This window comes from Teichococcus globiformis (assembly GCF_042646265.1).
Taxonomy (GTDB): domain Bacteria; phylum Pseudomonadota; class Alphaproteobacteria; order Acetobacterales; family Acetobacteraceae; genus Pseudoroseomonas; species Pseudoroseomonas globiformis.
In genome coordinates, this window is record NZ_JBHRTN010000010.1 from 319,187 (window position 1) to 331,094 (window position 11,908).

10 protein-coding genes and 1 tRNA gene are annotated in these 11,908 nt (G+C 59.7%); 6 read left to right on the forward strand and 5 right to left on the reverse strand.

The genetic code is table 11. From position 1 onward, the window contains the following. Window positions 1–9: 9 nt before the first annotated feature. The gene (gene glmU / locus ACFOD4_RS12335) at window positions 10–1,329 is read left to right on the forward strand and encodes a bifunctional UDP-N-acetylglucosamine diphosphorylase/glucosamine-1-phosphate N-acetyltransferase GlmU (protein ID WP_379596978.1); all 1,320 of its coding nucleotides are present in this window, start codon (window positions 10–12) and stop codon (window positions 1,327–1,329) included. Window positions 1,330–1,332: 3 nt separating this feature from the next. After that, window positions 1,333–3,156 carry a glutamine--fructose-6-phosphate transaminase (isomerizing) gene (gene glmS, locus ACFOD4_RS12340; protein ID WP_379596807.1) on the forward strand — a complete coding sequence of 608 codons (1,824 nt, stop codon included), beginning with the start codon at window positions 1,333–1,335 and terminating at the stop codon, window positions 3,154–3,156. Between the two features lie 124 nt (window positions 3,157–3,280). Here glmS and ACFOD4_RS12345 read toward each other — a convergent pair whose 3' ends face one another. Then, window positions 3,281–3,433 (reverse strand): DUF3309 family protein, encoded by a 153-nt coding sequence (locus tag ACFOD4_RS12345; protein ID WP_379596809.1) that lies wholly within the window; start codon window positions 3,431–3,433, stop codon window positions 3,281–3,283. Between the two features lie 184 nt (window positions 3,434–3,617). Here ACFOD4_RS12345 and ACFOD4_RS12350 point away from each other — a divergent pair, with 184 nt between their 5' ends. Further along, the gene (locus tag ACFOD4_RS12350) at window positions 3,618–5,096 is read left to right on the forward strand and encodes an NAD-dependent succinate-semialdehyde dehydrogenase (protein ID WP_379596811.1); all 1,479 of its coding nucleotides are present in this window, start codon (window positions 3,618–3,620) and stop codon (window positions 5,094–5,096) included. 92 nt (window positions 5,097–5,188) lie between these two features. Then, window positions 5,189–6,562, forward strand: a complete 1,374-nt coding sequence (gene gorA / locus ACFOD4_RS12355) for a glutathione-disulfide reductase (RefSeq protein ID WP_379596813.1) — start codon at window positions 5,189–5,191, stop codon at window positions 6,560–6,562. 14 nt (window positions 6,563–6,576) lie between these two features. Here gorA and ACFOD4_RS12360 read toward each other — a convergent pair whose 3' ends face one another. After that, the gene (locus ACFOD4_RS12360) at window positions 6,577–7,368 is read right to left on the reverse strand and encodes an RNA methyltransferase (RefSeq protein ID WP_379596815.1); all 792 of its coding nucleotides are present in this window, start codon (window positions 7,366–7,368) and stop codon (window positions 6,577–6,579) included. A gap of 108 nt (window positions 7,369–7,476) precedes the next feature. On the opposite strand from ACFOD4_RS12360, the gene ACFOD4_RS12365 reads away from it, so the two are divergent. Continuing rightward, complete coding sequence (locus ACFOD4_RS12365) at window positions 7,477–8,388, forward strand: protein-methionine-sulfoxide reductase heme-binding subunit MsrQ (protein ID WP_379596817.1); 912 nt, start codon at window positions 7,477–7,479, stop codon at window positions 8,386–8,388. On the opposite strand, the gene cysS is transcribed toward ACFOD4_RS12365, so the two are convergent. The 3 genes from cysS to ACFOD4_RS12380 form a co-directional block, all read right to left on the reverse strand. Next, window positions 8,385–9,833: a cysteine--tRNA ligase gene (gene cysS / locus ACFOD4_RS12370; protein WP_379596819.1), complete on the reverse strand. Its 1,449-nt coding sequence runs from the start codon at window positions 9,831–9,833 to the stop codon at window positions 8,385–8,387. The two genes, ACFOD4_RS12365 and cysS, sit on opposite strands and share 4 nt — an antisense overlap. Window positions 9,834–9,992: 159 nt before the next feature. After that, window positions 9,993–10,169 carry a hypothetical protein gene (locus tag ACFOD4_RS12375; protein WP_379596821.1) on the reverse strand — a complete coding sequence of 59 codons (177 nt, stop codon included), beginning with the start codon at window positions 10,167–10,169 and terminating at the stop codon, window positions 9,993–9,995. Window positions 10,170–10,580: 411 nt separating this feature from the next. Next, window positions 10,581–10,654, reverse strand: a tRNA-Gln gene (locus ACFOD4_RS12380). Between the two features lie 163 nt (window positions 10,655–10,817). On the opposite strand from ACFOD4_RS12380, the gene ACFOD4_RS12385 reads away from it, so the two are divergent. Continuing rightward, window positions 10,818–11,870: a Ppx/GppA phosphatase family protein gene (locus ACFOD4_RS12385; RefSeq protein ID WP_379596980.1), complete on the forward strand. Its 1,053-nt coding sequence runs from the start codon at window positions 10,818–10,820 to the stop codon at window positions 11,868–11,870. The last annotated feature ends 38 nt before the right edge of the window (window positions 11,871–11,908 follow it).

Below are 11,908 nucleotides of genomic sequence, written 5' to 3' on the forward strand. Positions count from 1 at the left end.
AAGCGCCCTATGTCAGCCGCCGCTATTCTGCTCGCCGCAGGCCTTGGAACCCGGATGAAAAGCCGCCTGCCGAAGGCGCTGCATCCTCTCGCCGGCCGCCCTATGCTGAAGCACCTCATCGCTTCATGCGAAGGGATCTTCGACCGTCTCGTGGTTGTTGTCGGTCCGGATATGGAGGATCTGGAGGCCGCCGCTTTGCCCCATGCCACCGTTGTTCAGGCTGAAAGGCTTGGAACCGGCCATGCAGCGCTACAGGCAGCGCCCTTGCTCAAAGATTTTGATGGCGATGTCGCCGTTCTCTATGCAGACAATCCCCTGATCGAACCGGCAACCATGCAGCGCCTTCTTTCTGCCAGAGCGGAAGCCGGCCTTGCACTTCTTGCCATGCGCCCTGCCGATCCCGCCCAGTACGGGCGGGTGGTGCAGGATGCCACAGGTCAGGTGGAAAGGATCGTTGAGTTCGCCGAGGCGAATGAGCAGGAGCGGTCCATCAGCCTTTGCAATGCCGGGGTGCTTTGCGCGGGAGCGGCAGATCTTTTCAACTGGCTGCTGGGGGTTCGCAACAACAATGCGGCCGGCGAGTATTATCTGCCGGATGTGATCCTCACTGCCCGGCGAGAAGGTCATCGGGTCGTTGCAGTGGAAGCACCGGAAGCCGAACTGCGCGGCATCAACAGCCGCATGGAACTGGCGGAGGCCGAGGCGGAACTTCAATCTCGCCTCCGCAAACAAGCCATGCAGCGGGGCGTAACTTTGATCCAGCCTGAAAGCGTTGTCCTGAGCTTCGACACGAAGCTCGGCCAGGATGTGGTGGTGGGCCCGAACGTTGTCTTTGGACCCGGCGTAACGATCGAGGACAATGTTGAGATCAGGGCGTTCACCCATCTTGAGGGCTGCACCGTCAAGGTGGGAGCGGTCATCGGCCCCTTTGCGCGTTTGCGGCCTGGCACGCAGGTCGGGCCGGATGCGCATGTGGGTAATTTTGTGGAATTGAAGAATGCGGTCTTGGGTGAAGGCTCTAAGGCCAATCACCTGGCCTACTTAGGCGACGTGACCATCGGTATCCGGAGCAATATCGGTGCCGGCACCATCACCTGCAATTATGATGGTTTCAGTAAGCACAGAACTGAAATCGGATCCGGAGCATTTGTTGGCTCGAACAGCACCTTGGTGGCGCCGCTGCGGGTCGGTGACGGCTCGTTTGTCGCGGCCGGCTCCACCATCACGCGGGACGTCGCCCCCGATGCCATGGCTTTTGGCCGCGCCCGCATGAGCGAGCGAGCTGGTGCCGCCGCCCTGTTCCGGACCGGGCGCAGCAAGGAGAAATAGTTGATGTGCGGGATTGTCGGGCTCGTCGGACGGGATGCCGCTGCTCCGCGACTGCTGGAGGCGCTTCGGCGTCTCGAGTATCGTGGTTATGACAGCGCGGGCATCGCCACCTTGGTGGATGGCCATGTTGAGCGGCGAAGGGCTGAGGGGAAGCTGATCAATCTCGGCACTGAGCTTGCTCGCAAGCCGCTCGCGGGAACCACGGGCATTGGTCATACGCGGTGGGCAACGCACGGCGCTCCCACGGAACGGAACGCGCATCCCCACGGCACCGCCCGTGTTTCGGTTGTGCACAACGGCATCATCGAGAACTACGCCGAGTTACGCGCCGAATTGGAAGGGCAGGGTATCCAGTTCGAGACGGAAACGGACACCGAGACCGTTGCCCGCTTGCTCGATCATCACCTGGCGCAAGGTGCCTCGCCGGAAGAGGCGGTGGCGGCGACCCTGAAGAGGCTCCAGGGAGCCTTCGGTTTGGCGATGATCTTCGCCGGACACCCGACCAAGCTGATTGCTGCTCGCCAGGGCAGTCCTCTGGCCGTGGGCTTTGGCGAGGGCGAGATGTACGTGGGCTCGGACGCGTTGGCCTTGTCCCCCATGACCCGACGGATTGCCTATCTTGAGGAAGGCGACTGGGCGATTCTTTCGGATGTTGGCGTTGAGTTCTTTGACGCTCAGGACCAACCGGTACAGCGGGAGGTGAAGCTAACAGCCTACTCGGGAGCGGCTGTCGGGAAAGGCAACTACCGGCACTTCATGGAAAAGGAACTCCATGAACATCCGATCGTCCTTGGTGACACGCTGCGGCAGCACATCGATCCCGCAAGCCGGGCCGTAGCGCTTCCACCCTTGCCGTTCGATCCGGCCGTAGTTCCCAAGATAACCCTTAGTGCCTGCGGCTCCGCTTTCCTGGCCGCTCAGGTCGGGCGCTACTGGATGGAACAGGTCGCCCGGATTCCGGTCGATTCGGACGTGGCAAGCGAGCTTCGCTACAGAGACCCGCCATTGCCGGAAGGTGGTGCGGCGCTGCTCGTCAGCCAGTCCGGTGAAACTGCCGATACCTTGGCTGTTCTCCGGCTTCTTAAACAGAGGCGGCAACACGTCCTGTCCGTGGTCAATGTTGCTGAAAGCACCATGGATCGTGAAAGCCATGGTACGCTGCTCACCATTGCCGGGCCGGAGATCGGCGTGGCTTCAACAAAGGCTTTCACCGCCCAGCTTGCGGTTCTGGCGACAATGGCGCTTGGGTTCGGACGATCGCGCGGCGTTCTCTCGGTGCAGGAGGAAGCACGCCTGACGGCAGCTTTGCTGGAAGTTCCGGCCCATGCCGCCACCTTGCTGGAGCATACGGAAGAAGTTCAGGCATTGGCCAGGCAGGTTGCAATGGCCAAGGACGTGCTCTTTCTGGGACGTGGCAGCCTCTACCCCATTGCGTTGGAGGGGGCCCTCAAGCTCAAGGAACTGAGCTATATCCATGCCGAAGGCTATGCAGCAGGCGAGATGAAGCACGGGCCTATCGCCCTGATCGATCAGGACGTTCCCGTGATTGCCCTATGTCCTTCTGGGCCGTTGTTCGAGAAGACGGCATCCAATCTACAGGAAGCGGCAGCGCGAGGTGGGCGAGTGATGGCGTTCACCGACCAGGAAGGAGCTTCATCGCTCCGAAGGTTTGCAGAGGCCGTCGTTGTACTGCCTACCGTTGATCCATTTGTGGCGCCGATCCTGCACGCCATTCCGGTTCAGATGCTGGCCTACCATGTGGCGGTCTTGAAAGGGACGGACGTGGATCAGCCTCGCAATCTGGCCAAGGCTGTCACGGTGGAGTGACCCGCCGAAGCCGTACTGGCCGAGCCGCCACCTACGCCCAAGCAGCGAAAGCAGCGGCTCGACAGCGCCTGGCTCCAGGCTGACTTATGCGCCAGCGATCAGAGGACGTGACTGATCGGCGAACCTAGACACGGCCCATCAGCATCATGATCAGTAGCACGATCAGGATCAGCCCGAGGATGCCAGACGGGCCGTAGCCCCATCCCGAACTGTAGCCCCACCGCGGCAAGGCACCCACCAGCAGCAGGATAATGACAACCAGAAGGATAATGTTCATGGCAATCTCCTTGCCGAGCGGACCATCAGCACCGGCTTCTTCTTCTTCCGCTCCTCAACGTTCGACCTGCAAGGCCGTTGCTGTGCCTCCTGCCGGCACCTGACAACCGTCTTCCATGTGATTAGAGTTCCAGACCGTGCAAACAGGGCGCCTTGAAGCGCAGCTGAGCAGGGGAACGTTGATTATGCTTGATATGGTTTCAAAGCTTCCTCTCAAGGATGCCGAGCTTTTTCGTCAAGCCAACTTCATCGATGGAGCCTGGGTAGGCGCCGATAGTGGCGATGAGTTGGAGGTTCGAAACCCGGCAACGAATGAGCTGGTTGGAAGAGTTCCGGCCATGGGGGCGAAGGAAACACGTCGCGCCATCGAGGCCGCTCACGCTGCCTGGCCCCAGTGGCGTGCCATGCTGGCCGGTGAGCGTGCCGCCATCCTCAAAAAGCTGGCTGCGCTGATGCTTGCCAATACTGACGATCTGGCGGCCATCATGACGGCTGAGCAAGGCAAGCCGTTGTCCGAAGCCAAAGGCGAAGTGGCTTATGCCGCCAGCTTTATCGAGTGGTTTGCGGAAGAAGCGCGTCGTGTGAATGGCGAAACGATTCCGCAGAACGCCAAGGGCCGCAGGATCCTTGTTACAAAAGAGCCGATTGGCGTCTTTGCGGCCATCACGCCATGGAACTTCCCCGCAGCCATGATCACCCGGAAGGCGGGCCCGGGCTGGGCGGCCGGATGCACGGGCGTGATCCGTCCCGCCACCCAGACTCCCTTTTCCGCTCTTGCCATTGCTGTTTTGGCTGAGCGTGCGGGAATGCCAAAGGGCGTCTGCAACGTCATCACCGGGCCGTCCTCTGGAACGGGCAAGGAACTCACATCCAATCCGCTGGTGCGTAAGCTCTCCTTCACCGGATCCACGGAAGTGGGCCGGATCCTTCTTGCGCAATGCGCCGAGACCATCAAGAAGACCTCGATGGAGCTCGGCGGCAACGCGCCCTTCATTGTTTTCGATGATGCCGATCTGGATGAAGCCGTGAAAGGCGCGATGGCATCCAAGTACCGCAACACGGGACAGACCTGCGTGTGCGCTAACCGTCTCCTGGTTCAGGCAGGCGTGTACGATGCGTTTTCGGCCAAGCTGAAGGCAGCGGTGGAGGGCCTGAAGGTCGGCAACGGGATGGAAGAAGGCGTAACACAGGGCCCCCTTATCAACGCAGATGCGGTGAAGAAGGTAGAGAGCCATATCGCGGATGCCGTCGCCAAAGGCGCGAAGATTGTCACCGGTGGCAAGCCGCATGACCGTGGCGGCAACTTCTTCCAGCCAACCGTTTTGGCCAATGTGCCGGCCAATGCTGTGATCTTCCGGGAAGAAACTTTTGGTCCAGTGGCTCCCCTGTTCAAGTTTGAGTCGGAAGCTGAAGCCATTGCGCTGGCCAACGATACGGAGTTCGGGTTGGCCGCCTACTTCTATTCACGCGATGTTGGGCGGATCTTCCGTGTTGCCGAAGCACTTGAGTACGGGATCATCGGTATCAATGAGGGTATTATCTCAACCGCCGAGGCACCATTTGGTGGGTTTAAGCAATCCGGCCTCGGGCGAGAGGGCAGTTCTCACGGCATTGAAGAATACCTCGAAACGAAGTACTTGGCGCTTGGTGGGATCGGAGCGTAGCGCGTCAAGGCTCGTCACGGCGCTCACTTGACGATAGGTGCGGGACGCCCCTTCTTGCCTGCTCTCGATGGGCAATAAGGGGCTCGTAGCGAATGAACCACTATGATTTCGACCTCTTCGTCATCGGGGGCGGATCGGGAGGCGTTCGCTGCGCCCGGATCTCGGCCGGCTATGGGGCCCGGGTCGGCATAGCGGAAGAACGCTTCTGGGGCGGCACCTGCGTCAATGTTGGGTGCGTGCCGAAGAAAATTATGGTCCATGCTGCTGAGTATGGACAGTGGGCCAGGGAGGCACCTGCCTTTGGCTGGCCCAAAGCAGAGATCGGCCGCCACGACTGGGTTGGGCTGGCTGCTGCACGCGACCATGAAGTGATGCGCCTATCCGGAATCTACGATCGTCTTCTCAAGGGGGCGGGCGTAACCACTTATGATGCCAGGGCCCGCTTCCTAGATTCCAACACGCTTGATGTCGGTGGGAAACGTATCACTGCCGAGCGGATTGTTGTGGCAACAGGCGGATGCCCGATGCGTCCAGAGATTCCCGGTGCAGAGCTGGGGCTGGTATCGGATGATCTCTTCGAACTGAAGGAGTTGCCGCGCCAGGTTACGGTGATCGGTGGAGGCTACATCGCACTGGAGTTCGCCAGCCTCCTTCGCGGCCTTGGTGCAGAGGTCGACCTCTTGTACCGGCAGTCCCTGCCACTTCGCGGTTTTGACCTGGAGCTTCGCGAAGCAATGGCCGAGGCACTTCAGCTTCAGGGGATCCGCCTCCATCCTGGCGATGCTCCTTCACGCTTGGATCGCGACGACCAGGGGGGTGTAATCGTCACCACCAAAAACGGCGTCACGCTGGCGGGAGGCACGGTGATCTTTGCTACTGGTCGCCAACCTAATACCCGGGGGCTTGGGCTCGAGAACGCAGGTATCAACCTCGGCCGATCCGGCTGCATCCCGGTGACAATTCAGCAAGCCAGCGAGCAGGCCCATATCTTTGCCATCGGCGATGTGACCGACCAATTGAACCTGACGCCGGTTGCTACAGCAGTTGGACATGCACTGGCGGACACTCTGTTCGGCGGAAAGCCTCGAAGGGCGAACTTTCAGAATGTTCCGACGGCGGTGTTTACCTCACCTCCAGCCGCGATGGTGGGGCTGACGGAAGAAGCTGCTGCGGCGGATGGCCCGATCGAGGTCTACGTCGCGCGTTTCACACCGATGCGTCACACCATCTCCAAGCAACCGCGCAAAACGTTGATGAAGCTCATTGTTTCTGTGCCGAGCCGACGTGTGGTGGGTGCCCACATGCTGGGCGACGACGCTGCGGAAATCATGCAGGGAATCGCTGTTGCCATCGTAGCCGGTGCCACGAAGGAGGATTTCGATCGCACGATCGGCATTCATCCGACTGCTGCGGAGGAGTTCGTAACGCTCAGGACTATGACACGGCGAGTGGGTGCCGATGGCTGAATGCCGCTAGGCTTCTACACGGGACGACCGCGAAGCATACGGCCGCGGGAAAGCTCGGTTACCACACCATGAAGGGTACGAAGTTCCTGTTCGGTCACTTCGCCCCGCTGGAACCAGTGGCGCAAATTGCGCACCATCCCCGGCCTTTTGGCGAGATTGTCCAGGAATCCGCAAGCATCAAGCTCATTGGTGAGGCGAGATAGGAAGCCTTCCAACTCGCCTTTCGTGGCCACACGGGTTTCGTGGGTCAGGAACTGGCGGGGAGGTGTACGATCTTCCGCGCTGTTCCACCATTCATAGGCCAGGATCATCACGGCTTGCGCAAGGTTGAGGGACATATGGTCGGGGTTCAACGGATACCGCACCCATGTATCGGCATGAGCCATGTCGTCATTGTCGAGCCCTGTTCGCTCAGGTCCAAAGAGGACGGCACTACGGAGCCCACGTCCTTGGCAGACTTCCACCAGCTCCTCGGCAGCCGCACGAGCGGTTCTGATCTGCGTGATGATGTGGCGAGGGCGCGGACAGGTCGCGAAGACCCGGTGGCAATCCGCGACCGCATCAGCCACGGTTGCATGAACGGTGGCAGAGTCCAGGATACGGCCTGCACCTGACGAGGCGTTCCAGGCACGCTCCAGGGGCCATCCATCCCGCGGCGCAACAAGCCGCAAATGAAACAATCCTCCGTTGGCCATGGCGCGGGCGGCGGTCCCGATGTTTTCGGCAAGCTGGGGGCGGACCAGGACGACCACGGGGCTCTCCCCTGGCATCGGTTTCAAATCGGCACCAGTGTCACGACCTGTCATGATGCTGTTCCTGAGCGCGCTGAAGTTGAAGCGTCGGATAGCGGTCATGGCCATGCAAAGAAAGGGGTGGCAGGATCGCTGGAAAGATATGGATTGTCCCGCGGCGCCATGATCGGCCGCCTTCCAAAGAGCGGAATTAAAAAGAGCATGGCGCTGAAGAAGAGCGGTTGGACATCCATCTTTCGGGACCATGGTGGTGTTGTATCGCCGTTGAAGATCGGCGTGCTCATAGCACTCTGCCTGCCTGCGCTTTTGCTTGGCTTGCAGGCGGCGCAAGGAGCTTTGGGCAGTAGACCTGTTGTAGAGGCCATACACTCCACCGGCGTGTGGTCCTTGCGCTGCCTTCTCTTGTCCCTGTTGGTAACTCCACTGCGCCAGATCTTGCATTGGCCGCGTTTGATGCTGGTGCGGAGGATGGTTGGAGTAGCAGCTGCCGTTTATGCGATGCTGCATCTTCTTTTGTATGCCGCAGACCAGAATTGGCGCCTCCTGGTTGTGGCCTGGGAAATCGGGACACGAGTTTATTTGACCGTCGGTGCGATTGCGCTTTCCGGACTTCTTCTTCTTGGTGTTACCTCCACGAACGGATGGATCAGACGGCTCGGCGGCCAGAATTGGCGCAGAGTACATCGTCTTTCATACGGGATCGGTATACTGGCGCTGATCCACTTTACTCTGCAGTCAAAGATTGATGTGTCTCAAGCGATGCTTATGACTGGGTTTTTTATTTGGCTCATGGGCTATCGTGTCTTAAGCCGCAACGCTGGCTCGCTTGGAATCGGAAAACTTGCCCTGCTTTCTCTTATGGCGTGCTTCGCCACCGCGATAATTGAAGCGGCATGGTATGGCTTGGCAAGCGGCGCTCCATTCCTGCTAGTCTTGCGGGCGAATGTAGAGCCAGCCTTCGGCTGGCGACCGGCTCTATGGGTAGCGTGCGCCGGTGCTGCCCTCGTGACCCTAAGAGTGGCTGCTTTGCGGCTGCGGCCTGCGCAGAGGCAGAACCGGTCTTACGGTCCTTAGGATAAGGGGCCTCCTGACACTCGTCGCCATGAGGTTCCGGTCGAGCCATCTTCCAGCACGACACCCTTTGTCAAAAGTTCAGCTCGGATACGATCAGCCTCGATCCAGTCTTTCGCAGCTCGTGCGGCAAGCCTTGCTGCAATAGCCTGCTCGATAACTGCGTCATCCGAGGCTGCACCTTTGCGCCAGATCTGCGGGTCAGTGTAGAGGAGACCTAGCAGCTTGGCGGCTCTCTTCAGAGCCTCACCAGCCTGGCCAGATTGGGGCTGCCAGTCCTTCCCGATGCGGGACAAGACCGCAGCAGCCGATCCGCCCACCGTCGCTACATTTTCCAAAGTGCGTAGATCACGAAGGCGAGCGATGGCGAGAGGGGTATTCAGGTCGTCTCTCAGGGGCTCGGATGCCCAGTTGACCATGGCTTCCACCACGGGATCATCCTGGTCAGGATCCGGCAGGTCACGCGCCAGGAGGTTGTAGAAATCGTCCAGTTCGACCCGAGCCTCTTGGAGCCGCTCCAAAGTAAAGTCCAAAGAGCTCCGATAATGTGTTTTAAGAAGAAGCAGGCGGAAAGCTTCTCCGGCCCACGGACCATGCGACAGCAGGTCACGAATCGTGACGAAATTGCCCAAAGACTTGGACATCTTCTCGCCATTCACGAGGATCATGCCGTTGTGCAGCCAGACTTTGGCGAACCGGCTTCCGGGAAAGGCGCAGACTGACTGCGCCACTTCATTCTCATGGTGGGGGAAAAGCAGATCATGACCGCCACCATGGATATCAAAGTCAACTCCAAGGTAGCGCCACGACATGGCAGAGCACTCAATATGCCAGCCTGGACGCCCGCGACCCCAGGGACTGGCCCAGCCAGGCTCATCACCAGCCGAGGGTTTCCAGAGGACGAAATCACCCGCCTCTTTTTTATAAGGAGCAACTTCCACTCTTGCTCCGGCCAGCATCTCATCAGTTGATCTGCCGGAAAGGGACCCGTAAGCCTCAAAGCTGTTGACGGCGAATAGGACATGGCCCTCGGCCACATAGGCGTGCCCGTTCTCGATCAAACGCCCGATCAATGTCAGCATCGAATCGACGTTTTCTGTGGCCCGGGGCTCCTCGTCGGGCGGCAGACAATTCAGCGCAGCGATATCGTGGTGGAAATCTGCTGTGGTACGGGCCGTTAAGGCGCCGATCTCTTCGCCATTCTCCCGAGCACGAGCGTTGATCTTATCCTCAACGTCTGTGATGTTCCGGACATAGGTGACCTGGGGAAACAACGTCCGCAGCACTCTCACCAGAACGTCGAACACAACGACGGGCCGGGCATTTCCCAGATGCGCGTAGTCATACACCGTGGGACCACAGACATAGAGCCGCACATGTTGCGGATCCAGCGGTACGAATTCCTCGCGACCGCGGGTGGCGCTGTTATGAAAGTTCAATGCGGTCATCTCATGGGCCTACGGTCGGCGATTCAGGTTCTGGGGAAGGTAGCGCGAGCGCGCCAGAAACCCAACCGAGGCCGTAGCTACCCAGGCGCCACAGTTCTTATGCAGGTTCGAGAGCCGGACCCCTGTGCTGAGGCGATGACCATAAAGCCGAGATGACGCTCACCAGCGACCGAATGATCCGAAGCTCAGAGGGTTGCGGTCACCCCAGGAATTCCACGACAGATTAACGTCGGAACCTTCGACCCTGATGGTCTCAGCCTTCGGCACGTCTTTGATGCCCGACTTCGACGGCTGGTCAGCAACATTGTCCCGAGCAGCGTTCTTCCGCTTGAACATGAATCCCTCCGACTAACGTCTCTTCACCGCCTTACTTAAGGCATGCCACGCCACATTTCAGCCCCAATGTGGGTTAAGGCACCATTTTTCTGCCTCAATCAGGCGTGACCACACGAAGGCCGGCAGACAGACGCCTTCTGAAAACAATGCTTCTGTTCCAGCGAGGGAAAATGATGGGAGACCGCATTTCGCCACGCTCATCGACAGGTCACTACTGCCACAATGCGGCGAGGAAAAACTTTGGCGTGCTGGTGAGGGAAGACTTGGTGCGGAGAAGGGGATGGACGCGGCAGCTCAAAGCTGGCGCTTGCAAGGAACATCCTCTTCGCAACACGACATGTCGCCATAGCTGGAGCCCGGCAAAATGTTGCCGAGTTGGCGACGCTTCAGCGAATGATTGTAGAAAGCAGATGGCTGGGGAACCTGGATTCGAACCAAGACTGCCCGAGTCAGAGTCGGGAGTTCTACCGTTAAACTATTCCCCAACGGCGCGGCCGGCGTTTAGCATTCGAACTTCGTTGCCGCAAGATGGTGATGGCAGCTTTTTAGGCGTCCCGTTGACTGTTGGCGATGCATCACGGCTTCTGCTTCCTGGTGACGCCTGTCCCGGAACGTTCTACGCTGTTGAGCGGGGCGGTATTAATCCTGATGCAAGAACCACAGCCTAGTCTGCCTGCCCGCTGCGCTTCACGTTCTTCTCAAGCGCGGCAGTCCGGTGTTTTCGCGGCAATCGACCTGGGTACAAATAACTGCCGACTTCTGGTTGGAGTACGGGCATCCGGCGGTGGCGTCCGGGTAATCGACAGCTATAGCCGTGTGGTTCGATTAGGGCAGGGGCTGGCCCAGCATGGCCGCTTGTCGGGCGATGCCATGGACCGCGCAATTGCCGCGCTGGAGGTTTGTGCGCAAAAGCTGATGAGGCGTCCCTTGGAGCGGCTGCTGGCTGTGGCGACCGAGGCCTGCCGGCAGGCCGCCAACGGTGCAGCCTTCATTGCGGAAGCCCGCCATGCAACCGGGTTGCCGATCCGCATTATCTCGCCAAGAGAAGAAGCCGAGCTTGCGGTAGAGTCTTGCGCGTCCCTTCTGCGCAAGCAGGACCGAAGGGCCCTGCTCTTTGATATCGGCGGAGGCAGCACTGAGGTTGCCTGGGTTCGGCATCGCGGCGGGGGAGAGGCTGACCTCATAGGCTACATCTCATTGCCCCTGGGAGTGGTCACCCTTGCTGAACGGGTTGGCCTCTGTTGCTACACTTCTGACGGATTTGGCCAAGTGGTCGATGAGGTGGCGAACGAACTGGCACGTTTCGATGCCGTGCATAGCATTGGCCGTGAGATCCGGAACGGAGGTGTCCGCCTGATGGGGACCAGCGGCACGGTCACGACCCTCGCCGGTGTGGCGCTGGCTTTGCCGCGATACTCGCGCCACCTTATAGATGGTCGTGTTCTGCGGACGGATATGGCCGACCAAGCGCTGCGGGACCTTTTCAGCCTTGGACGGGACGGTTTGCGGGAGCACCCGTGTGTCGGTCCGGAACGTGCCGACTTCGTGTTGCCTGGCTGCGCCATCTACGCGGCCATTCGACGCATCTGGCCATCGGTGGATATCACGGTGGCAGACCGTGGACTACGCGAAGGCATGTTGCTGCGTCTGATTCGGGAACGCGGTTCCTTAACACGTCTCCATTCCTCGCCGCCATTCTAAGGTGTCCGGGGGCGGCGTGTGCTGGATCGTCTATTGAG

Bases quoted from the DNA above. Each gene is read 5' to 3' on its own strand.
- glmU (WP_379596978.1), top strand. From the start codon at position 10: ATGTCAGCCGCCGCTATTCTGCTCGCCGCAGGCCTTGGAACCCGGATG.
- glmS (WP_379596807.1), top strand. From the start codon at position 1,333: ATGTGCGGGATTGTCGGGCTCGTCGGACGGGATGCCGCTGCTCCGCGA.
- ACFOD4_RS12345 (WP_379596809.1), bottom strand. From the start codon at position 3,433: ATGAACATTATCCTTCTGGTTGTCATTATCCTGCTGCTGGTGGGTGCC.
- ACFOD4_RS12350 (WP_379596811.1), top strand. From the start codon at position 3,618: ATGCTTGATATGGTTTCAAAGCTTCCTCTCAAGGATGCCGAGCTTTTT.
- gorA (WP_379596813.1), top strand. From the start codon at position 5,189: ATGAACCACTATGATTTCGACCTCTTCGTCATCGGGGGCGGATCGGGA.
- ACFOD4_RS12360 (WP_379596815.1), bottom strand. From the start codon at position 7,368: ATGACAGGTCGTGACACTGGTGCCGATTTGAAACCGATGCCAGGGGAG.
- ACFOD4_RS12365 (WP_379596817.1), top strand. From the start codon at position 7,477: ATGATCGGCCGCCTTCCAAAGAGCGGAATTAAAAAGAGCATGGCGCTG.
- cysS (WP_379596819.1), bottom strand. From the start codon at position 9,833: ATGACCGCATTGAACTTTCATAACAGCGCCACCCGCGGTCGCGAGGAA.
- ACFOD4_RS12375 (WP_379596821.1), bottom strand. From the start codon at position 10,169: ATGTTCAAGCGGAAGAACGCTGCTCGGGACAATGTTGCTGACCAGCCG.
- ACFOD4_RS12385 (WP_379596980.1), top strand. From the start codon at position 10,818: ATGCAAGAACCACAGCCTAGTCTGCCTGCCCGCTGCGCTTCACGTTCT.